The sequence below is a fragment of the Corynebacterium camporealensis genome (assembly GCF_000980815.1).
In the GTDB taxonomy this organism is placed as follows: Bacteria; Actinomycetota; Actinomycetes; order Mycobacteriales; family Mycobacteriaceae; genus Corynebacterium; species Corynebacterium camporealense.
This window is the reverse complement of the sequence record NZ_CP011311.1, coordinates 2,190,042-2,212,248: the sequence shown is the minus strand read 5'-3', so window position 1 is coordinate 2,212,248 and position 22,207 is coordinate 2,190,042. Positions and strand designations below refer to the sequence as shown.

Here is a 22,207-nt window from a genome sequence, read left to right as displayed (position 1 = left end):
GACTACATGGTTTCTGCTTCCCGCATTCTTTTCGTTGCTGCTGTTGATAAGGAAGTTGCCGCACTGCCTGACGATGCCGACGTGCTCGTCACCGGCATCGGCACCGTTCCAGCAGCCATGGCCGTCACCGAGTACCTCGCGACGGCCCGGGAACGCGGGGAGCTTCCCGATCGCGTCGTCAACGTCGGCACCGTCGGCGCCCTGCGCGATGGCCTCGACGGCGTCTACGAAGTAACCAGCGTGCGCAAGCACGACTTCCAACTCCAGATCCTTACTGATATCTCCCGCTACCTGCTGCCCGCAGTCATCGAGCTGGAGACCTCCGGAAAGCTGCCCACCGAAACGCTCGCGACCGGCGACATGTTCGTCTCCGATTCCACCCTGCGCGACGCACTCGCCCAGCACTCCGGCCTGTGCGACATGGAAGGCTACGCCATCGCCGTTGCCTGCCAGCGCTTCAATGTGCCGGTAACCCTGCTCAAGCAGGTCTCGGATCCAGCGAATGAGACCTCGGTCGGCGCCTGGGACCCAGCCCTTGGCCGCGCCGCCACCGAATTGCACGAGGCGTGTGTGGAGCTGGGATTCCTGAAGGAGTAACAGCGTGTACTCGTGGTCGTTTTGCTCCGCGAGTTGGGTGATTTTTGCTCGGAAAGCTCAAGAAGTGGTGTGAAAACGACAGGGTTGGCGCGAAAAAGCCCCGGCGGGTGGCCGGGGCGAGTTTCGTAGAGGCGACTAGCTGTAGGTAGTCGCCGTTAGACGCCTGGATACATCGAGTCGTAGAGCTGTTTGACTCGGATGCGTGGGGTATCGCCGTCCGTGTCGGCGTCGAGCTCTTTGGCGCCGGTAGCGACGGTGAGTTGGTCTGGGCGCAGTTCGCCGGCGCGCAGGGCGGTCATTTCGGCGTGGTAGCGCAGGCAAACCGTGATGGTGGCAGCGACCGGGACGGCAAGGAAGGCACCGACGATGCCGGCCAGGGTGCCGCCGACGGTAACCGACAGCAGGACGACAGCGGCGTGCAGGCCCATGGCCTTGGACTGCAGCATCGGCTGGAGTACGTTGCCCTCCACCTGCTGGACCAGGACGACAACACCTAGGGCGAGCAGGGCGTTGACGAAGCCATTGGCGAACAGCGCGATAGCGACGGCGAGGAAGCCAGCGGTGACAGCACCGATAATCGGGATGAAGCTGGCGAAGAAGGTCACGACACCAATGACGAAAGCGAGTGGGACGCCCAGGGCCCACAGGCCAAGCGCGATGAGCGCGCCGTCGACAAATGCGACGATGGCTTGGGCCTGGATGAAGCCGGAGAGGGTCTTCCAGATGCGGGAGCCGAGCTCAGTGACGTGCCAGCCGGTGTGGGAATCCAAGTACTTGCGCATCCACGGCAGGAACTTGTCGCCGTCTTTGAGGATAAAGAAGGTGACAAACAGCATGATGACGAAGCCGACGACGATGGAGCTTGCCATCGAGAAGCCAGATACCACGCCAGAAGCAATGGTAGATGCCTGATCGCGCAGGAAGTTCACGATGTCTTCCAGTGCGGACTGGAACTGCTCGGTATCAACCTCGAGGGGGCCTTCTTCCAACAGGCGGAAGAATTCGTTGACACCGGACTGGGCCTGGCTCACCAGCTTGCCGCCTTGGTTGGCGATGGTGGGGGCCATTGCGGCCATAATGCCGCTGAAGACGAGCAAAAAGCCCAGGATGGTCGTAATAGACGCCAAAGCGCGCGGGAATTTGATTCCGCGCAGCCAGGCAGCCACGGGGTAAAGGACCGTGGAGACCAAAATCGCCAGCAGCACTGGCAACAAGCCGACCCAAATGACGCTCAGCAGGTAGCCAATCAGTGCGACACCGGCGATGATCAAAATAAAGGCCAGCGAGGCCTTAGCCAAGGCCTTGAAGTCGCCGTAAATGACCCTCGCCTTGCGGTCAGGCTGCTCCGGAGGACGCGACGCGGCCTTGGAACCAAGGCCGGCCGGGTCCTCCGAAACCAGCGAGGAACTATCAGTTTCTTGCTCTTCGGGCTTTTCTACCTTACTGGCGCTACTGGCGCTGGAGGTGGAGTTGTGCTTGCTGTCTTCCATAAAGCACAACTATGCCATAAACCAGACGGTTTAGCGCACTCCACCAGTGTTACGGATGATACCGAAGCGGTGCATGGTAACCGTGACGGCCTGTTCCAGGTAGTACGGTAGGAGCTCGCGGCGGCCATCGGCAAGTACGGGCTGGTCCAGCACGACAGAATCGGACTCGACGGCGCCTTCATAGACGGCATCCTCAGGTGTACCAATCACGCGCACGCGGCAAGACTTGTCCTTCGCCACGCGCTGTGCGAACTGGTCTGCGGACAGCGACTCCACGTCACAGCCAATCTTCTGCAGCTTCTTGGCCACTTCCTCCGGTGCGGTCCAAGAGACCTCGGTGCCGGTGCGCATGGCTGCCAGCTGGTGACGGGCGACATCGCGAAGCTTGTAGTCCTCGGTGATGCGCACGTGCAGCGGCTGCAGCAGGTTGCGGTAGCGGAAGATGTTGGCCTCCGACACCAGACCGGTGCGGTCGTGCTCGCGGCCGAACTCTTCCTGCCAAGCGATCTGGTCCAGCTCGGCAGCGCGCCACAGCCAGGCCAGGTCCTCTTCGCTGAGCTCGTCCTTGAGGTTCTCGCCGTAGTCGCGCAGCTTGGCAGAGATTTCCGGTTCGATATCCACATCGCGCGCCGGCAGCTCACCTTCGCTCCAGGTGCCGAACTGGGCGACGTAGTTCGGGCCACCAGCCTTGGCACCCGGGCCCATGACGGACTGCTTCCAGCCACCGAAGGACTGACGCTGAACGATAGCGCCAGTGATGCCACGGTTGACGTAGGCGTTACCGACCTCGACGTGGTCGATCCAGTAGTCGACTTCGGCATCGTCAAGCGAGTGGATACCGCCGGTCAGGCCGAAGCCCGTGGAGTTCTGCCACTCAATGGCCTGCTCCAGGGTCTCAGCGTGCATGATGCCGAGGACCGGGCCGAAGCACTCGTTGACGTGGTACCAGGAGCCCGGGCGGACGTTGTCGCGAATGCCTGGGGACCACAGGGTGCCTTCTTCGTTGAGCTTCTCCGGCTTAATCAGCCACTTCTCACCCGGCTCCAGCTTGGTTAGACCACGCATGAGCTTCTCCGTCGGCGGTTCTGCCAGGCCATTCATCGTAGTGGTGATGTCGTAGCCCGGGCCGACCTTGAGGGTGCGCACGGAGTCAAGCAGCTGGTTGCGCAGGCGCTCGGACTCACCGGCAGCGCCGACGAAGATGACCAGGGAGGATGCCGAACACTTCTGGCCGGAGTGGCCGAAGGCGGAGTTATAAAGGTCAGCAATAGCCAAGTCCGGGTCGGCGGCTGGGGTAATAATCAGTGCGTTCTTACCGGAGGTCTCCGCCATGATGTTCATGCGCGGGTTCCAGGAACGGAACAGCGCACCGGTATCGGAAGCACCGGTCAGGACGACGGCGTCGACATCTTCGTGGGAGATAAGCGCCTTGCCGGCGTCGCCTTCGTCGGTAAGCACCAGTTGCACCAGGTCCGGGTCATAACCCTGGGCCTCGAGTGCGGTGCGGAAGGCCTGGACCACCAGCTTGGCACAGTGGACCACCTGGGGTGCTGGCTTAACGATGACCGCAGAACCCGCAGCCAACGCCGCCGAGATACCACCGGTCGGGATGGCAATCGGGAAGTTCCACGGCGGGGTGATCACGGTGACGCGGTGCGGGTGGAACTCAGCAGAGTAATCCTCCAGCATGCGCGCGGTGTGGCCGTAGTAGACGGTGAAGTCGATGGCCTCGGAGACTTCCGGGTCGGTCTGGGCGATGGTCTTGTTTGCTTCGTACGCTGCAACATTGATGAGGTCACCGCGGCGGTCGGCGAGTTCGGCGCCTACACCAGCCAGTGCATCGGCGCGCTCGGCAGCGGACTTCTTGCCCCATTCATCGCCCAGCTTCTGCGCACGAGCTACTGCTTCGTTGACGGTGTCCGGATCACTGACCTCTTCAACTCCGTGCTCGCCCGGGTCGTTGGCGAGAATCTGCAGTGCCCACTCGCGGTTGGCCGGCAGTGCTGGGTCAGTATCTGGCTCGTTGACGAAGCGGCCGGTGCGCGGTGCCTGCAGACCGTGCTCTTCCTGACGGTTCTGGGTACGGCGTCGACCAGCAAAGGTATCCCAGCGCTCGTCGATGGCGCGACGGAATGCGCGCTCCTGCGCCTGCAGCGGGGTGAGGTTTTCCTTCTCACGCTTCGGCTTGTTCGGTGCGAACAGGGCGTGCAGGAAGTTCTGCGACGCGGAGTTCTCCTCCAGGCGGCGGACCAGGTAGGACACGGCGACGTCGAAGTCTTCCATGTGGACAACCGGGGTGTAGAGAATCTGACGACCCTCGAAAGCCTCGCGGACAGCAGCCTGCTGTGCCGGGGACATGCCCTGCAGCATCTCGGAGTCCATCATGTGCAGCACGTTGCGCTTAACACCCAGTTCATAAGCCAGGGCTGCGGTGAAGAGGTTGTGGGTCGCAACGCCCAGGCGAACCGAGTCCGCGAATTCATCGCGCAGGATGTAGTCGAGCAGACGGTAGTAGTTGGCGTCGACTTCTTCCTTGGTCACGTACGGGGCAACTGGCCAGCCGTGGGTTTCGCCCTCGACGTGCTCCATCGACAAGTTTGCACCCTTCACGATGCGAATCTTGATCTTCGAGCCACCTTCAGCAACGCGCTTCTTGGCAAACTCTGCCAGGTCAGCCAGGGCTTCCAAGGAGTCCGGCAGGTAAGCCTGCAGCACGATACCGGTCTCCAGCTCCTTGAACTGCTCTTCTGCCAGCAGCTCCTTAAACAGGCGCAGGGTGAGATCCAGGTCGTGGTATTCCTCCATGTCGAGGTTGATAAAGACCTGTGGGTCGCGCTTGGCGGCCTCGGTGTACAGCGGGCGCAGACGCTCCTTCAGGCGCTCGACAGAACCTTCCAGGTCCCATGGGTTGAGCTGAGCAACCATGGAGGAGGCCTTCACAGAAACGTAGGTCACGCGCGGGTTGCGAATAAGCTGCAGCGTGCGCTCTGCACGGGAACGAGCCTCTTCCTCACCGAGGACGGCCTCGCCCAGCAGGTTCAGGTTGAGCTGCTCACCGGATTCTGCGGCCTTATCCAGGGTCTTGTTCAGGGCATCCGACTCGGCGTCCAAGACCAAGTGGCCGACCATCTTGCGCATGTAGGTACGCGCAATCGGCATGACCAGGTTCGGCAGGATGGGGCCGAAGAAAGCGCCCAATCCAATCAGGGAGGCATTAATACGGCCCAGGAAGGACGGGTCGAATTCATTGGAGACATCCGCCAGTGCGTGGGCGGCGACCTTGTCATCTTCCGGGCGCATGACGCGGTCGACGAAGTCCATGGTGAACTTCACGCCGTCCTCGTCGCGCAGCAAGTCTGCAAGCTGCTCGGTGGCCTTATCCTTCTCATCGGCTGTCTTGGACAGCCAGGTTCGGGCGCGCTGGGCGGCTGCCTCGACGGCTGCCTCTACGTCGTCAGATTCGGGCAAACGGGTATATGCGTCAGTCATGTTCTAGTCCTTAGATACACATAAAGCGCGCACACAAGCGGTGCGGCGCATGATTGGCGTGGGTTTTCTCACCACTAAGTCAGTGCGGACAATGCCCTGTGAGTTGGCCCAGGAAATTACATCTGCGTGCGAAAGCGCATCTGTGTGCGTGGGTTCGCTTTCTCACCCAACGGGTGGGCGGTCCCCAGCGCGGCGTCGGCGGCAGAAATCAATGTGCAAGAGCAGCCGTCCTCCATCACAAATTTACAGGCTGTGAGACATATTCAGGTCTTCCGGCCAGTATATGTCCTGCGCAACAGTATTTAAAGGTCTCATCCAAAACTGCCATCCAACACATGCCCGAACCCCTACCCCCGATTACCCACACCCATAACGCCCACCGCACCCTAAGCGCACCAACCAACACACAAACACAAGATAAACCCATGTCAAGACAATTAACTGCACACCACAAAGTCGACGCAGAAACAGAATGAATGCCGCCCATAATGCGTCACTCGCAACCATGGCAGCACCAGTATTGGTTTATGCAGCTTGCGGTGCTATCCATGCACAAAACGGCAATGCTTAGCGATGCCCACTCACTTGTCTACGCATGCAATTCGAACCAGCCTTCGCTCAGCTGACATCACTGCGAATGTATTTTTCGACAGCAACAACACCACTGCGCAGTGCACTTCCACATCAGCGGCGAACAATTAGCGCGGTGTCACAAACGCTCGCCATAAGTCACGGCAAAGAAAAACTCGCATAGCTCCGGAAGCTATGCGAGAAAAGAACTTGTCTACTTAGTCACCGACAGTGTTGTCGTTCTTCGGCTGCTTGCCCACCAGAATCATTCGGCTGAACGTCCATACGATCAGTGCAACGGTGAGAGAAACGAGAACAACAATCCCGATCGCCATCGCCCATTCCTTAGTGCCAGTGATACTGCCACCATTCAGTGCAAAGCTAATCCCCATAGCGATAGCACAAACAATAAAGCTAAACGAGGCAAGACGTTGTGGCATGTGTTCCTTCATGGTTCTCTCCTAAAGACAAGTGCGGGACAATTCTTGATGTCGATGCTGATAGCTAGAGCGCAGCCTCGATTATAAAGAGATATTTGTTATCGCGCATGTTTTCTTGTGGGGTTTATCTTTGATTGCGAAGCGCAAAGGCATTTAGATCCGGGTTCGAAAGTGTCCGCTGCTTCCTCATGAGGAGGAACAATGAATTAGATCCAGCCCTTTTCCAGTGCTAGTGAATAGGCTTCGTTGGGGTTGCCCGCAAATCGTGGACACGTAGTTAAGCGGCTTTAGTATTGGCCGCGGTAGTTGGGGTCTTTTCTTGGGTGGTCTGGTTTTCGAAGGTAACGGGTGGGATCATCCCGATGGCTGAGTGTCGGCGCCGCCGGTTGTAGACCACTTCAATCCAATAGGCCACCGCCTTGCATGCCTGGTCCCTGGTGACCCACGTTGACCGGTCATAGAACTCGGTCTTGAGCGTGGACCAAAACGACTCGCTCATCGCGTTATCAAAGCACACCCCTGTACGGCCCACAGATTGGGAAATCCCTAGTTCCTGACAAACCTGCCACATCTGTGTGCTGGTGAACTGGCACCCACGGTCAGCGTGAAACACCAGACCATCAGGTACTTCACCGCGCAACGTGTGCGCCATGCGCAGTGCACGTTCCACCAAGTCCGTTGTCTGAGCAGAATCCATCGCCCAGCCCAGTACCCGGCGGGAATGCCCATCGCGGATAACGCACAGGTACAACCAGCCTTCACCGGTGCGCAGATAGGTAATATCCGATAGCCATACCCGGTTAATATCACCAGCATCAAACAGGCGCTTAACCAGGTCAGGAAGATTCGACCCGTGCTCGGACTGGATGGTCGTGACAGGAGCGAACCTGCGTGGCGAGATGCCTTCGATACCCATCAGGCGCATCCTTTTGGCAACCGTTTTGCGGTCAGGATAGAAGCCGTAATCGGCTAGTTCCGCAGTGATCCGTGGTGAGCCGTAGACTTCATCTGATTCATCCCAAATCTTCTTAATCTGCTTGTCCAGCGCCTCTAAGTAGTTCTGGCGCCTATCCTCGCCGCAATCGCGCTGCCACTGCTTGTAGACCCACTTATAGAAGCCAGAACGAGATACCTTCAAAAGCCTGGCCATGCGCTTGATGCTGTAGTTCGCCTTCTCCCGCTGCATTAGTTCGAATCGTTCCGCTGTCGTTGCTTCGCAGCGAAGAAGGCTGTTGCTTTTGACAAGAACTCGTTATCCATTCGAGCCTCAGCCAACTCACGGCGCAGCCTGGCGTTCTCAGCACGTAGATCGGCCTCGCTCATCCCGTCGACGGTTCCCTGGCGTTCGCGCTCATTTTTGACCCACCTGCCCAACAAACCGGCGCTGACTCCGATTTCCTCAGCAACGTGAGCAATCGGCCGACCAGTCTCAATGACCAGCCTGGCTGCCTCCGCCCGATACTCCGAGGTGTACTTCCGGCGTGTTTGACTCATAATGAACATCCTCTCTGACGGACACAGTATCCGTCCTAATCGGGTGTCCACTACTCGAGGGTAACCGCATCGTGGCGGTTGTTGGCGCCGGTCTTGCTCATGGCGGAAGACAGGTAGTTGCGCACGGTGCCGGGGGCGAGGAAGCATCGCTCGGCAATATCAGCGATGGAGCTGGCGCTGGGGACTTCTGTGAGCACGCGCGTTTCGCCATCGGTAAGCGGAGACTCGCCGGCTGCAATGGCGGATGCTGCGACTTCAGGGTCGAGGAATCGCTTTCCGGAATGGACAGACCGTATGGCAGCGGCGAACTGCTCTGCAGTGGACGTCTTAGGCAGGAATCCCAGAATGTTGGCCGCGAGTGCCCGCTTCAGTGCGGCCGGGCGTGGGTGGGAAGTAATGATGACGGTCTTGGCATCGGGGATTTGTGCAGCGGCATCGATGCCATCGATGCCTTGCAGGTGGAGATCGGTGACGATGACATCAGCACTGTGTTGTTTAGCCCAATCGAGAAGCTCTTCGCCAGAGCCCAGGACGGCTTTTACGTCGATGTCGTCTTCCAGATCCAGCAACGTACCGAGGGAGGAAGCTACTAAAGCTTCGTCGTCGACGATGACAACGCTAATCATGATCCTCCTTAGGCCAGCTCAAGCTAGCAGTATAGGTCGAACCGGCGTGGTCGACTGAGAGTTGTCCTTGCATTTCCTCGGCGCGTTGGCGGAGTGGATTGAGCCCACCGAGGCGCCCGGGAGCTTCTACCGCGCCGTTGTTGAAAACGGTGACTTCGGTGCTGTTCACGACGATGGTGGCGTGGGTGGCCTGGGAATGTTTGAGAATGTTCGTGGCAGATTCGCGAACGAACCAGGCCGTGAGTTCACGTTTGTCTTGAGGTACTTCGATAGCGTTGCCTTCGATCGTGACCGTGATGCCAGCGGATTCGAGTAGTTCGCGAGCACCGGCTAGCTCAGTCGATAGATTGATTGTGCGGTAGCCCTCGACCACGTCACGCATCTGTCCCATGGAGATTTTCGTCAGCTCTTGTAGCTCGCTAAGGACTTGTTCAGCACGATCATCGCCGCGAGTAACGAGAGCTTTGGCTAGCTCCGCTTTCACAGACATTGCCGCAAGGTGCTGACCTAACGTGTCGTGGAGTTGTTGGGCGAACCGGAGGCGCTCATTTTGAATTTGCAGTAGCGACTCCAATTGGCGTTTACGTTCCGCAGCGCGGATGGAATCCATGTACCAGAGGGAATACACAGTGGTGGCATAACAGAGCACAGGGAGTACTCCCATCCACTGTCGGTCCAGGGGATACAGTATTACTGCACAGGCAATGCTGAGAGCGATAGCAAACCAGATAGACCACGGGCGGGCATGGAGGCTTGTAAGACAGACGATGCAGATGCTTATCACGATGGGGAAAGCGGCGTCTGCTCCTTCGATCGTGGCCCAGGCCAACACCACAATGACAAGTCCCATGCCCGTCGTGATGTCCTTCCAGGGAATAGCAGAAGCGCGCGGGTGAAGGTGCAGGCGAGGGTCTGTTTCGATGGCTGCAATTCCACACGCCGCCAGGATGATGAGTCCAATTCCAGCAATGACTGCAGGTAGCGATCCGCTGGAGAAAACGTCCACCACGCAGGCGAAGGTAAGCGCTAGGACGGTGCCTTCTAAAGCGAGGCGATTCCAGAGCGCGAACTTGGCGGAGGTCTTGTCGAATTCCATGTCGTTTCGAATCTATCCGCGGTGGCTATCCCAGCGCAGCTTTTTAACACCCCACCAGGACAAAACGATGAGCCAGAGGACGATTAACCCAAGGACCCGGAGGATGCCGGGATCCTCTGCAACGCCCCAACCAACCTGGACTAGTTCGCCGATGAGGGCAAAGGGGTTGAGCTCGAGGATGCGTTGCAGACTGTCTGGCATTGATGCCAGTAGGCCTGACTGGGAAACCATGCCGATTACGACTACCGGCATCGAGGTAACCTGTGCAGATTCCACGGTCTTGGTGTAAATCGAGGTCACGAGGGCAGCAGCGGCACTAATGGCAATGCCAAAGCAGAGACCGATGGCAAGGGCCCATAAGTTCTCTGGTGCTTCGTCACCGAGGATGCCGAAAACGATGAGAACAAGAACAGCAGAAACGGCCAGGATGAGTGCGCCGGGAACGCAGATGGCAGCGAGGATGGACCTGTCGCTTGCTTCGCCTGAGCGCAAACGTTTAAGCACGCCCTCGTCGCGTCGTGCGGTGACCATGGATAGCACTGAGTAGTACTGCACGAATATGAAGCCAACCAGGAAGAACACTTCCGTGGACATCGAGGCGATATCGGTACGCGTGAGGGCATCACTGCCGACACTTGCGTACATGTAATAGGTAATTCCGGCCGTTGCGCCCGGCATGGTGAAAGCCATAAAAAGCAGCGTCGGATTGCGCAGGAATTGCAGCCATTCTGCTCGAGCTAATGCTCTGGTGCGTCGAAAAGCATCTGCAATGGAGGGCTGAGTAGATGAAGAATTCGGGGTTAGCAGGGAAGTCATGATGAATCGGTTCCTTAAGCGTTGACGGGCGAGGTTGCTGTACTTTCCGATGCCACGGATAAAAAGACCTGTTCCAGCGACGCTGCGTGGGCACTGAAGTTTTCCAGCTGGATGTCTTTGTCGTGCGCCCAATTGAGTACGGTGCGGGTATCGGCTGCTAGGTCTTTGGTGGCGATGGTGATTGCCCCGTCCTGGGCTTGAGCGTGACCGACGGGAATCTCCCTAACTGGGACTTCAGCGCTAAAGGAGATTTCGGAAAAGGCAGAGTCGACGATTTCTGAGATGCTGCCTTCGACGTGAATTCGTCCCTGGTGCATGATGCAGAGGCGGTCGCAGAGGTATTCGGCCTCTTCCAGATAGTGCGTGGTCAGCACCATGGTCACACCCTGAGATTTCAGTTCTTTGAGAAGCTCCCACACGCCGCGCCGGGATTCGGGATCCAAGCCCGTGGTGGGCTCATCGAGGAAAAGAATCTGCGGGTTGCCCACGAGAGCACAGGCGAGATCGACGCGTCGTTGCTCACCGCCAGACAGGGCGCCTACTTTGACGTCCGAGCGATGGGAGACGCCGACCTGTTCAATGACGTCTTCGGGGTCGAGTGGGTGAGAGCAGGTACCTGCCCACATCCGAACGGTTTCAAAAACTGTGAGGCCACTGGGCAATCCACCTTGCTGCAGCATGATTCCCATGTGAGGACGGGCAGTTAAAGGATCGGTGTCGAGAATCTTCACCTGGCCATCGGTTGGAGCAGCTAGTCCTTCCAGAATCTCTAGCGCGGAAGTCTTGCCAGCGCCATTGGTGCCAAGCAGGCCATAGACCTCGCCGGAATCGACGCTGAAGCTCAGCTTGTCGACGGCAGCGAAACTCCCGTAGGTGCGAGTGATGTTGTCTACTTCGATTGCGTGTGTCATGACTCGAATTTTTCTCTGTAGACGGTCATCTCGGTAGAGCCGTTCGTCATGACTTGGAGATGACAAATGTCATTAATCAGAGGTGCTTTCGGCGGTTGGCCCGAGATTTTTCTACGTCTTGACCTGGAGTGTTGGAAGAATTTTTAAAAAAGTTGAGTCGATCGGGAACAACTTTGGAAGTAGTGCCGTTGTAGAGATTGAGTGACCAGCACTCAGGTTTGATGCACAGGCTTGCGAGGATCTGTTAGAGTGGCACTCGCGCTCGACGGAAGTTGAGTCGCAGACAGTCAACTTATTAATAATTCCAACGTAGAAGGAGAATTCATCATGGGACGCGCAGTAGGTATTGACCTCGGTACTACGAACTCGGTTGTTTCCGTACTGGAAGGTGGTGAGGCAACCGTTATCGCTAACTCGGAGGGTGCACGTACCACCCCGTCCGTTGTGGCATTTGCCAAGAACGGCGAAATCCTGGTTGGTCAGTCCGCTAAGAACCAGGCAGTTACCAACGTTGACCGCACCATTCGTTCCGTCAAGCGCCACATTGGCTCTGACTGGAACGTCGACATTGACGATAAGAAGTACACCCCGCAGGAGATTTCCGCTCGTACGCTGATGAAGCTGAAGCGCGACGCGGAGTCCTACCTGGGTGAGGATGTCACCGACGCCGTTATTACTGTTCCGGCTTACTTCGAGGACGCACAGCGTCAGGCAACCAAGGAAGCTGGCCAGATTGCAGGCCTGAACGTCCTGCGTATTGTCAACGAGCCGACCGCGGCTGCACTGGCATACGGCCTGGAAAAGGGCGAGCAGGAGCAGACCATTCTGGTCTTCGACCTTGGTGGCGGTACCTTCGACGTCTCCCTGCTGGAGATTGGCGACGGCGTCGTGGAGGTCATGGCAACCGCAGGTGACAACACCCTGGGTGGCGATGACTGGGATCAGCGCATCGTCGATTGGCTCGTCGACAAGTTCAAGTCCGCACAGGGCATCGACCTGACCAAGGACAAGATGGCTCTGCAGCGTCTGCGCGAGGCTGCTGAGAAGGCCAAGATTGAGCTGTCTGCTTCCCAGCAGGCAAACATCAACTTGCCGTACATCACCGTTGACTCCGAGAAGAACCCGCTCTTCCTGGACGAGACTCTGTCCCGCACCGAGTTCCAGCGCATCACCCAGGACCTGCTGGACCGCACCAAGGCTCCGTTCAACCAGGTCATCAAGGATGCTGAGCTTTCTGTTGGCGACATCGACCACGTCGTGCTGGTTGGTGGCTCCACCCGTATGCCGGCTGTCTCCGAACTGGTCAAGGAACTGACTGGTCGCGAGCCAAACAAGGGCGTTAACCCGGACGAGGTCGTTGCAGTCGGTGCTGCCCTGCAGGCAGGCGTGCTGCGCGGCGAGGTCAAGGACGTGCTGCTTCTCGATGTCACCCCGCTGTCCCTGGGTATCGAAACCAAGGGTGGCGTGATGACCAAGCTCATCGAGCGCAACACCACCATCCCGACCAAGAAGTCCGAGACCTTCACCACTGCAGAAGACAACCAGCCTTCCGTGCAGATTCAGGTCTTCCAGGGCGAGCGCGAGATGGCATCGGCTAACAAGCTGCTCGGCTCCTTCGAGCTCGGCGGTATCGCTCCGGCACCACGTGGCGTCCCACAGATCGAGGTCACCTTCGACATCGACGCCAACGGCATCGTCTCCGTGTCCGCTAAGGACAAGGGCACCGGCAAGGAAAACACCATCAAGATTCAGGATGGTTCCGGCCTGTCCCAGGAAGAGATTGACCGCATGGTCAAGGATGCAGAGCAGCACGCCGAAGAGGACAAGAAGCGCCGCGAGGAGCAGGAGACCCGCAACAACGCGGAGAACACCTCCTACCAGACCCGTAAGTTCCTGGATGAGAACTCCGACAAGGTCAACGAGGAGACCAAGCAGAAGGTCACCGAGGCTGCTGACGCTGTCGATGAGGCTCTGAAGGGCGACGACATCGAGGCTATTAAGTCCGCTGTCGAGAAGCTGGGCACCGAGTCCCAGGAGATGGGCAAGCAGATCTACGAGGCACAGGCTGCTGAAGGCGGTGCCGAGGGCGCTGCTGACGCCGGTGCTGCTGCAGGCGACCCGAACGTCGTTGATGCCGAGGTCGTCGATGAAGATGAAAACACCGACAACAAGGATGGCGACAAGTAATGAGCCAGAATCAGGATATGCCCGACAACCCAGGTGACCCGGCACAGACTGACCCGGAGGCAACCTCGGCCGACGCCGCCGAGGAGGCTGCCGAGGCAGCTGAAGCCCGCCAGGATGCGCAGGCCGACGCCGCCGAGGAAGCCGAGCTGGATCCGACTCTGGACGCTGACTTAGACGCCGCCCTCGCAGATGTCGACCCGGAGACCGCCGCAGAGCCCGGCGACCCGGACCCGGAGGCCGCCGGCGGGGTAGAGGACATCGAGGCGCAGTTGGCAGAACGCACTGAAGACCTCCAGCGTCTGAATGCGGAATACACCAACTATCGCCGTCGCACCGAGCGCGAGCGTCAGGCAGTTATTCAGACCGCCAAGGCGCAGGTGCTGTCCAAGTTTCTGCCTATCTTGGACGATCTGGAACTGGCCCGCCAGCACGGCGACTTAGATGAAGGTCCGCTCAAGTCCTTTGGCGATAAGCTGCGCAACGCCATGGAGGCAGAGCAGCTGGAAGGCTTCGGCGATGAAGGCGATACCTTCGACCCGGAAATCCACGAGGCAGTCCAAGACTTGTCCTCTGGCGACGAGAAGGTCGTGGGCACCGTGTTGCGACGCGGCTACCGCGTAGGCGACAAGCTGGTCCGCAACGCGATGGTTATCATCGCTGACCCTTCTGAAGAGCAGGCGGATTAATCACTTCTAGCGGCGCTCGGGCTCCTGTGGCCCAGCGCCGCTTTTATTCCCCTATTCCCTTATTCCCCTTAAAATGCTTAGTTAGTTATGAAGTGAATTATGAACATTAGAATCGAATACACCACGAACACTCTCAGAAAGGAGGGGATGCCCAGTGAGCGCTAAACCCGAATGGGCAGAAAAAGATTATTACGCGGAGCTGGGGGTTTCCTCGTCCGCCAGCCAAGACGAGATTAAGAAGTCTTATCGTAAGCTCGCCCGGGAAAACCACCCGGATGCCAACCCGGACAATCCGGAGGCAGTAGAGCGCTTCAAGCGCGTGGCCGAAGCTTATGACGTTCTATCCGACCCGGATGAGCGTAAAGAGTACGACCAATTTAGGGCAATGGCACGCAGCGGCGGCTTTGGCCGGATGGGAGGCGCCGGATTTCGCGGCGGGTTTCGAACGTCTTCGGGATCGGCTGCGTCGGACTTCTCGGACTTCTCCGACTTCTTCGGACGATCCTCTGGAGGATCGTCTCAAGGCGGCGGTTTTGGGGATATCTTCGGTGGCGTTTTCAACCGCGGCGGTAGTGCTGGCCACTCAGCTCGGCCGTCGCGGGGGGCCGACGTCGAAACAGAAATAACCCTCGACTTCCGAGAAGCAGCACGCGGTACCACCATTCCGCTGCAGCTGACTGGCGATGCCCCGTGTACCACCTGCCACGGTTCCGGCTCTAAGTCCGGCAAGACCGCGACCTGCGGTACCTGCAATGGCAGTGGCTACACTTCAGAAAACCGCGGCGCCTTCGGGTTTTCCGCACCGTGCAAGGACTGCGATGGCACCGGCAGCCGCATCACCGACCCTTGTGGTGAGTGCAGCGGCACCGGTACTGTGCACCGCACCCGTCAGATCACCGTCCGCATCCCGGCCGGTGTGATCGATGGCCAAAAGGTGCGCCTGGCCGGCCAAGGCGAAGCGGGTCCGAATGGCACCCCAGCCGGCGACCTCTTTGTCGCCGTCAAGGTGAAGCCGGACCCGGTCTTTGAACGCGAAGGCGATGACCTGCACATCACCGTGCCTGTCTCCTTTGCGGAGCTCACCTTAGGCGACACCATCACGGTGCCGACCCTCGATGCGCCGGTGCGCGTCAAGATTCCCGCTGGCACTCCGGATGGACGGACTCTCAGGGTGCGTGGACGGGGCATCGCAAAGCGTGGTGGCAAGTCTGGCGATCTGATGGTCTCGGTGCAGGTGACCGTGCCACAGCACCTGGATGCCGCGGCGTCAAGTGCCCTGCGTAGCTACGCACAGGCGGAGAAGGACTCCGGTTTCAACCCGCGTAGCGGCTGGGCCGGACAACCTTAAGGAGGAGAGATGAGTAAAGACAATCCTGCTGAAGTAGGAGCGGTCTATGTCATCTCCGTGGCCGCTGAACTATCCGGCATGCACGCACAGACCCTGCGCACTTATGACCGCATGGGGCTAGTCTCCCCGGCTCGTACCCGGGGCGGCGGGCGTCGTTATTCCGACCGCGACATTGAATTGCTCCGGAAGATTCAAACCCTGTCGCAGGAAGAAGGCGTCAATCTCGCTGGCATCAAGTCGATTATCGAACTCACTGAAGAACGCGATCGACTCGAAGCCGAACGCGACGCCTTAGCCGAAGAAGTACGCCAACTGCGCCAAGAATCTGGTATGCGCCGCAACCGCGGTGGCGAACTCGTCCACGTCCCGCGTTCGAGTGCTGTGGTCATGTGGGATCGCCGACGCAGCCGTCGCGCGAACGACAAGTAACCGCTCAAACACTTTCACTCTCCCCGTTGCTGGGATACGTACACGCGTCCTGGCAGCGGGGAGTTGTCTGTGTAGAGCAACATCACAGCGCACCGATACGCATGTTTCCGTAGGATGGGCGCTTTGTAATAGTTATATCTATAAAGGAGTAGGTATGGGGACTTATGTAGTTACTGGCGCAGCATCCGGTATGGGTGGCGCCGCCGCAGCGAAGCTGCGCGAAGAAGGCCACACTGTTATCGGCGTTGACCTTAAGGAAGGTGACGTTATTGCTGACCTGTCCAAGGATGTCAGCCGCCAGCGTGCCGCACGCGAGGTGCTAGAGCTTGCCGATGGCAACTTGGACGGCGCCGTCATTGCCGCCGGCGTGGGTCCAATCCCGGGCAAGGAAAACGTCGAGCTCATCCTGCAGGTCAACTACTACGGCGCAGTCAAGATGCTCGAAGAGCTGCGTCCTGCGCTAGCTAAGAACGGCAACGCCAAGGCCGTTCTGGTCGGCTCGAACTCCACGACCACCATGCCGCTGGTCCCGGGCTTTGCCGTCAACGCACTGTTGAAGGGCAAGACCGATGTCGCCGTTAAGGCGGTTGGTGTCTTTGGCGACCGCGCCACCACCATGGCTTATGGCGCATCTAAGATTGCCGCCACCCGCTGGGCACGCGATAACGCTGTGAAGCGCGAGTGGGCCGGCGAAGGTATCCGCCTCAACGTTATTGCGCCGGGCGCCATACTGACCCCGCTGTTGGAAAAGCAGCTCTCCAGCGAAAAGGAAGCCGCGGCAGTCGAGAACTTCCCGGTTCCTACCGGCGGCTACGGCGATCCAAAAGACGTCGGCGCCTGGATTTACTTCATGCTCCAGGATTCCGCTGACTTCCTCTGCGGCTCCGTGGTCACCCTCGATGGCGGCACTGACGCCTGGTTCCGCGCGCACGACTGGCCCAAGGCAGTACCCGCTCGCAAACTGCGCAGCTACATGGACCGCATGAAGGAATTCGTACCCTACAACAAGAACTAAGATCCAACCCATATAGAGAGTACACGCATCCCGTGTGCTCTTTTTGTGGTCGAAAACCGGCAAAATATTGCTGGTTTAGCGCTTTTAAGCGCGGAAGGAGGGCATTTTTGCTTAAAATCGGCAGAAGTATGCCGGTTTTGAGGAGGTAGTTGATGGGTAGGCGCGGAGCATCCAACTACTTGCACATTGGAGCGCAGGCACGTGACCGACGGAAAGCAATGCGCCTAACTCAGGCGGAAGTTGCTGAAATGGCTCAGGTCTCTGAGCGTTTTATTCGTGAGTTTGAGCAGGGCAAGACTTCAGTGCGTTTGGATAAGGCAGCCTCCGTCTTATCCCTGCTAGGGCTAGACCTGGTTGCTGTTCAGTATGTCCCCGAGGCGCTGCGAGACGATGGCTAATTTGGCTTACTGATCTTGCGTAGTCCTTCGAGGAAAGCGGGGTCATCCCAGTAGGAACTGTGGTCGCCGGGAAGTTCATTCGCGCCGGGTAGCTCCGGAATGCCAGAGAGCGGATGCGAGGGGTCGATTCCGTGGATACCGCCAAAAGGACCGGTGGCAAGACCAATAGGGTCGTGGGCATTGGTCGCCGCCCACGTACGAATTCCTGGTGGGTTGGCCCCTTCGGCCGGGATGCCGGGACTGCCGACGTAGACCAGGTCATCGGCAAGTTGGTGATGATTTTTCCTCTTACCCCCGGCCGCTTCTCCTGAAGTGGCCGCGGCATAGCCGGCGACCACACTGCCGTAGGAGTAGCCAATAAGCGTGGATTGTGCGGTGGGGAAGCGCTGGCGCAAGGACTTCTGAAAGCGGGTGAGCTCTTGTGCGGCAGCTTGGGCAGGCTGGGAATTAACGGCAGGAAGTGCGTGCTTCGGTGCTTGGTAACCCAACCAGACGGCGGTGGCACCACCGGTGTTCTGTGCAAGGGCGCGGCCGCGTTCAAGCTGGCCTGACCAACCAGAGGCATCAGAAGAGTTCACACCGGGAACAAAGGTGGTGATCTGTGCTGGTTCAGTGGATAGCCCCTCGGGTGCAACGAGGGCGACCATGCGTCCCTCGCTGACTTCGAGCAGAAGGGTATCCGGGTGGGCATCGAGAAGCTCTTGCACTTCCGTATCTGCCATGGCGTAGTTGAGTTCGTGCAAGGCAGGAAGGGAGAGCTCGGGGACATCGCCTAGCCTTTGCGGCGGGCGATTGAGCTCCGGATTGCACATGGCAGATAGCTCTGCCGCGCACGCGAAGTCCAGCGCTTCGCCCAAACCGCGGATTTTATCCAGCAGGAAAGCCTGGGCATGACCAGCCAAGGGTAAGTGGTCGATATCGCCAAAGAAACGGGTGACGCGTTCTAAGAGTTTTTCTTGCTGGCGCTGCAACGCCGCGTAGGCATAAAGGATCGCCGCGGCATGGTCAGCCTGCCTACTTGGCTCTTGTAATTCAGCGATATATCGGTGCAGATTTTCTCGGGCAGATTCCGCCGCGGGGCCAGCCATGCTTAGGCTATCCCAATCTTGGGTTCGCGCAGTCTGGTAAACCTGCAGCGTATCGTCATAGTCCTGAAGTTGGTTTCCGGCTATTTCTAACGCAAGGCTGAGTTTCATCGCAGTCCGCCTCCCGCGCGAAACGCTGAGGAGAGTTCGTCGTCGATGCCATCGACGTGGTGACAGAAGGCGGCTAAGTCGTTGAGTTGGGTGTGGCAGTTGTGCGTGGAATCGTCAAGGCGTTGCTGCCAGGTGGCCTGCAGGCGCGCAAGGGCTGCAGCGCTATGGCTGGCATGCGCAATTTCTGCGTGCGGTTGAGGCGGGGAATAGTTGGTCAGGTCGAGTGCGTGTTGGGCCAGGTGGGAGGCTTTTTCCAGGAATGAATGCTTGTGCAAAGTCATACTTCTAGCCTGCTGGCCGAGGTAACAGAAAAGCTAGGGTCAGTTTTAAAACTGTGGATAACTTTTCCCCGCTTGGCTATTTTGGGGAAGCATGAAGGTTGCAGCAGTACAAATCACCACGTCAGAAGACATGGATGCCAACTACCAGTTGGCAGTAGACAAAATCCGCGAAGCCGCCGATAACGGCGCGAAGCTTATCGTCTTGCCTGAGGCCACCATGCAGGCCTTTGCTACCGGCCGGTTGGATACCAATGCCCAAGAGCTAGACGACGACTTCGCCTCCGGCCTCTTGGACCTTGCCCAGGAACTCGACGTCTACGTCGTGGCAGGCATGTTCCGCCCTGCCGATACCGTGGCGCGTGACGATAAGACCATTAACCGCGTCTACAACACCGCACTGGTTGTCGGCCCGGACCTGCTGGGCGGTTACGACAAGATCCATACTTACGACGCTTTCGATTACAGCGAGTCGGACACCGTGAAGGCCGGCGAGAATATCGTCACCTTTGAAGCAGGTGACCTCGTCGTTGGCGTGGCAGTCTGCTACGACATTCGCTTCCCTGACCAGTTCAAGGAACTGGCACGCAATGGCGCACAGGTCATCGTCGTCCCCACCAGCTGGGCCGATGGTCCAGGCAAGCGCGAGCAGTGGCGCCTGCTGACGACCGCACGCGCACTGGATTCGACTTCCTACATTGTTGCCGCAGGCCAGGCACGTCCCGGCGGCAACGAGAAGGCCGGCGAACCTTCCGGTCCTACCGGGGTGGGCCACTCCGTTATCGTGAATCCGCAGGGTGAGCGCCTGGCCGAAGCAGGCTACGAAGACGACATCATCTACGCCGAGATCGACCCAGAAGAAGTGGAAAAGACTCGTAAATCTTTACCGGTTCTTAAGTACTAGTACTTAAGAACCGCTTGGCCGCGAGGTGCTATTCCATTCGGCGCGCTTGGCTTCGGCCCAGGCGTACCAATCCTCGTAGCCGTCGAGTTGGGCTGCAGATGCTGCCCACTCGTGGCCGCGTTGCCAGTTGACTTCGTCGATGGCATCTTCGCTGATGCCGGCGTTCATGAGTGCGGCGCGGCTGAGTTCCACGCGGTCGGCAGGCCCCAACAGCAAGAATCGCTTGTTGGGGTCGTTGTGTTGTTTTTCGTGTTCCAAGACGGCATCGATAGGCTCTGGCGCGAGTTCCGGGGTAAAGGAAGGATCGGGTTCTACCGCACCCAGCAACCACGGGTCGCGGATTTCGCGCACTAGATGGTGGAGTTCCAACTTCGGGTACAGCGCCTGCAGATTGGCTTGGAAGATGGTGTCGTAGTGCCAGCCGGGGCTGGGGGCGACGGCATAGGTGCGGGGTGGGGCATCGGCAAGCGTGGGCAAATGCTCCAGCAGCAGTGCACGGGCTGTGGCCCAGCCGGTGCCGAAAGTAATGATGACGGTGTGGCTATCGACCTGCGGGGGCTGGCCCGTGGCAGGACCAAGAATCCACCAATCACCAGGCTGTGCCTTAGCCAGCATCGACGAGGCATCACCGGCTTGGGCAAGGTGGAAGACCAGCTCACCATCAGCGGAATAAGGGTGCGCTGGGGTCAGCATGCGCCAGGTACCCGGCAGCAACTGGGAGGTCACCGGCATGTGCTGGCCGGGCTCGTAGTCGAAGTCCGCGCCTGCCTTGAGCGTAATAATGCTGGTCTGTCGATTCGGACGGGTGACCGATTGGACCTGCGCACTAAAGGCTGGTGCTTGGCCCTCCAAATCAGCTTCGCGAGCAGCATTCGCCATGACGTTCGCGATTTCCGTGACCGCATGGCTGGCCACCTGGCGCTGATAAGGAGTCAGCCCCAAAGCATCGAAGCCCGCAATGAGTGAATTGGCGAAGTCAGTGTAAATCTCCGGTGGGAAACCATGACGGCGGTGATCCCGGCCCAGCTGCGTGAGCTGTTCCTCGAGTTCTGGAGTCAGCGTGCCATCGCGCTGTGCCCGGTCGAACGCCCACGCCAGTGCCGGAGCAAGTTCGACGTGGGTGTGGCGCATCTGCAGCGAGAAAATCTGCCGCGATTCCAGCACCGTGTTAAAGAAATGCTGATGAACAGCGTCTCGGTACTCGTTTGCGTGCCGGCGCAGGTGATCAGCCAATTCCTTCATAATTGCCCATCCTAGTCGGCCACAGGTTAAAACCCGACAGCACGGCGAGACCTCATACCTTAGGTGCCAAGTACTGCTGCCAGAATGATGAGCATGGGGATGGACGCGAAGAAGGTCAGCAGCACGGTGTCGCGGGCCAGCACTTCGGAGCCAGGGTAGCGCTGCGAGTAGACGTAGACGTTTTGTGCTGTGGGCAAGGTTGCGCACAGTACGGGAACGAGGAGTTCGGGTCCCGAAAGGCCGAGGAGAAAGTGGCCTGCGGCGATGGCAAAGAGGGGAGCGCCGATGACCTTTAGCGCGGTAGCTAAAAGAATGGCTGAGGTATCGCCGTGGCGAAGCGGTCGGCCGCTACGGTGGAAGGACATACCGAAGGCGAGAAGCATCATAGGGACGGTGGCTTGCGCCAGGAGCTCAAAAGGCTGCAGCACTGGTTCGGGAAGGGTAATTCCCGTGGCAGAGACGGCTATGCCAGCCAGCGATGCTAGCACCACGGGGTTGCTAAAGGGCCGGATAATGCGGTGAAAGAAGTCGGTGCTGCCGGAATCGCCGAAGACATCGAGAAGCGTGAGCATAATCGGGGCGACGAATACGAGCTGGAAAAGCAGTAGTGGGGGAATGATGTCCACCGTGCCCAGCACATATTCTGCGATGGGCAGGCCTAAGTTTGCGGCGTTGACATAACTGCCCGCAAGCGCGCCAATGAGTGCTTTGCGCACACCCCACCGGGCGAGGGTGGCCACCACGATGAATACGAGCATGGCGGAGGTGGCCGCAATGACGACCACCAACAGGTTGCGATGGAAAAGCGTGGCGAGATCAGAGGTCGCCAACGTGGAGAACATGAATGCAGGAAAGGTGATGTTGAACGCGGCTACAGATAGCACGCGTTCCCCGCTGGAACCGAGGAATCCCATCCTTCCTACGAGGAAGCCCAGCACAATGATGCTGCCGACAATCGAGAATCCAATAAGGACGCCGTCCATGTCTGCTTTTGC

General features: G+C 58.8%; 20 protein-coding genes. 8 read left to right on the top strand and 12 right to left on the bottom strand.

Features of this window, described 5'->3' with window-relative positions:
- Positions 1-6: 6 nt before the first annotated feature.
- On the top strand, positions 7-597 hold the full coding sequence (locus tag UL81_RS10325) for a nucleosidase (RefSeq protein WP_035106396.1): 591 nt from the start codon (positions 7-9) through the stop codon (positions 595-597).
- Positions 598-752: 155 nt separating this feature from the next.
- On the opposite strand, the gene UL81_RS10320 is transcribed toward UL81_RS10325, so the two are convergent.
- From UL81_RS10320 to UL81_RS10280, 8 genes are all read right to left on the bottom strand, one after another.
- Positions 753-2,087 carry an AI-2E family transporter gene (locus tag UL81_RS10320; RefSeq protein WP_046453566.1) on the bottom strand — a complete coding sequence of 445 codons (1,335 nt, stop codon included), beginning with the start codon at positions 2,085-2,087 and terminating at the stop codon, positions 753-755.
- A 30-nt stretch (positions 2,088-2,117) separates the two neighbouring features.
- Positions 2,118-5,576, bottom strand: a complete 3,459-nt coding sequence (locus UL81_RS10315) for a bifunctional proline dehydrogenase/L-glutamate gamma-semialdehyde dehydrogenase (protein WP_046453565.1) — start codon at positions 5,574-5,576, stop codon at positions 2,118-2,120.
- Positions 5,577-6,364: 788 nt separating this feature from the next.
- Positions 6,365-6,598 carry a hypothetical protein gene (locus UL81_RS10310; RefSeq protein ID WP_035106398.1) on the bottom strand — a complete coding sequence of 78 codons (234 nt, stop codon included), beginning with the start codon at positions 6,596-6,598 and terminating at the stop codon, positions 6,365-6,367.
- A gap of 265 nt (positions 6,599-6,863) precedes the next feature.
- Positions 6,864-8,089, bottom strand: a protein-coding gene (locus UL81_RS10305) for an IS3 family transposase (protein WP_105360423.1) whose coding sequence is annotated in 2 segments (ribosomal slippage) — positions 6,864-7,828 and positions 7,828-8,089 — 1,227 coding nt in all. Because the reading frame shifts where the segments join, the coding sequence is not laid out codon by codon here.
- 41 nt (positions 8,090-8,130) lie between these two features.
- Positions 8,131-8,706, bottom strand: coding sequence for a response regulator (locus tag UL81_RS10295; protein ID WP_035104313.1), 576 nt, complete (start codon positions 8,704-8,706; stop codon positions 8,131-8,133).
- Complete coding sequence (locus UL81_RS10290) at positions 8,699-9,802, bottom strand: sensor histidine kinase (RefSeq protein WP_052737455.1); 1,104 nt, start codon at positions 9,800-9,802, stop codon at positions 8,699-8,701. Before UL81_RS10290 ends, UL81_RS10295 begins: the two co-directional genes overlap by 8 nt.
- A 12-nt stretch (positions 9,803-9,814) precedes the next feature.
- Positions 9,815-10,618, bottom strand: a complete 804-nt coding sequence (locus UL81_RS10285; protein ID WP_046453562.1) for an ABC transporter permease — start codon at positions 10,616-10,618, stop codon at positions 9,815-9,817.
- Positions 10,619-10,632: 14 nt separating this feature from the next.
- Positions 10,633-11,529, bottom strand: coding sequence for an ABC transporter ATP-binding protein (locus tag UL81_RS10280; protein ID WP_035104315.1), 897 nt, complete (start codon positions 11,527-11,529; stop codon positions 10,633-10,635).
- Between the two features lie 327 nt (positions 11,530-11,856).
- Here UL81_RS10280 and dnaK point away from each other — a divergent pair, with 327 nt between their 5' ends.
- From dnaK to UL81_RS10250, 6 genes are all read left to right on the top strand, one after another.
- Positions 11,857-13,716, top strand: coding sequence for a molecular chaperone DnaK (dnaK, locus tag UL81_RS10275; protein ID WP_035104316.1), 1,860 nt, complete (start codon positions 11,857-11,859; stop codon positions 13,714-13,716).
- Positions 13,716-14,402: a nucleotide exchange factor GrpE gene (gene grpE / locus UL81_RS10270; protein ID WP_035104318.1), complete on the top strand. Its 687-nt coding sequence runs from the start codon at positions 13,716-13,718 to the stop codon at positions 14,400-14,402. The genes dnaK and grpE overlap by 1 nt, the downstream gene beginning before the upstream one ends.
- A gap of 154 nt (positions 14,403-14,556) precedes the next feature.
- Positions 14,557-15,750: a molecular chaperone DnaJ gene (gene dnaJ / locus UL81_RS10265; RefSeq protein ID WP_035104319.1), complete on the top strand. Its 1,194-nt coding sequence runs from the start codon at positions 14,557-14,559 to the stop codon at positions 15,748-15,750.
- 9 nt (positions 15,751-15,759) lie between these two features.
- A complete protein-coding gene (locus UL81_RS10260) occupies positions 15,760-16,179 on the top strand; it encodes a heat shock protein transcriptional repressor HspR (RefSeq protein WP_035104321.1) in 420 nt (139 codons plus the stop codon).
- 154 nt (positions 16,180-16,333) lie between these two features.
- Complete coding sequence (locus tag UL81_RS10255) at positions 16,334-17,194, top strand: SDR family oxidoreductase (RefSeq protein ID WP_035104323.1); 861 nt, start codon at positions 16,334-16,336, stop codon at positions 17,192-17,194.
- A gap of 152 nt (positions 17,195-17,346) precedes the next feature.
- Positions 17,347-17,592 (top strand): type II toxin-antitoxin system Y4mF family antitoxin, encoded by a 246-nt coding sequence (locus UL81_RS10250; protein ID WP_046453561.1) that lies wholly within the window; start codon positions 17,347-17,349, stop codon positions 17,590-17,592.
- On the opposite strand, the gene UL81_RS10245 is transcribed toward UL81_RS10250, so the two are convergent.
- Positions 17,589-18,680 carry an alpha/beta hydrolase gene (locus UL81_RS10245; protein ID WP_052737454.1) on the bottom strand — a complete coding sequence of 364 codons (1,092 nt, stop codon included), beginning with the start codon at positions 18,678-18,680 and terminating at the stop codon, positions 17,589-17,591. The two genes, UL81_RS10250 and UL81_RS10245, sit on opposite strands and share 4 nt — an antisense overlap.
- Before the next feature lie 104 nt (positions 18,681-18,784).
- Positions 18,785-19,069: a hypothetical protein gene (locus UL81_RS10240; RefSeq protein ID WP_035104325.1), complete on the bottom strand. Its 285-nt coding sequence runs from the start codon at positions 19,067-19,069 to the stop codon at positions 18,785-18,787.
- 91 nt (positions 19,070-19,160) lie between these two features.
- On the opposite strand from UL81_RS10240, the gene UL81_RS10235 reads away from it, so the two are divergent.
- A complete protein-coding gene (locus UL81_RS10235) occupies positions 19,161-19,970 on the top strand; it encodes a carbon-nitrogen hydrolase family protein (protein ID WP_035104326.1) in 810 nt (269 codons plus the stop codon).
- Between the two features lie 3 nt (positions 19,971-19,973).
- Here the strand turns inward: UL81_RS10235 and UL81_RS10230 are convergent, their stop codons facing one another.
- Positions 19,974-21,212 (bottom strand): 2-polyprenylphenol hydroxylase, encoded by a 1,239-nt coding sequence (locus UL81_RS10230; RefSeq protein WP_035104327.1) that lies wholly within the window; start codon positions 21,210-21,212, stop codon positions 19,974-19,976.
- 59 nt (positions 21,213-21,271) lie between these two features.
- Positions 21,272-22,195, bottom strand: a complete 924-nt coding sequence (locus UL81_RS10225) for an AEC family transporter (protein WP_046453559.1) — start codon at positions 22,193-22,195, stop codon at positions 21,272-21,274.
- Positions 22,196-22,207 lie beyond the last annotated feature (12 nt).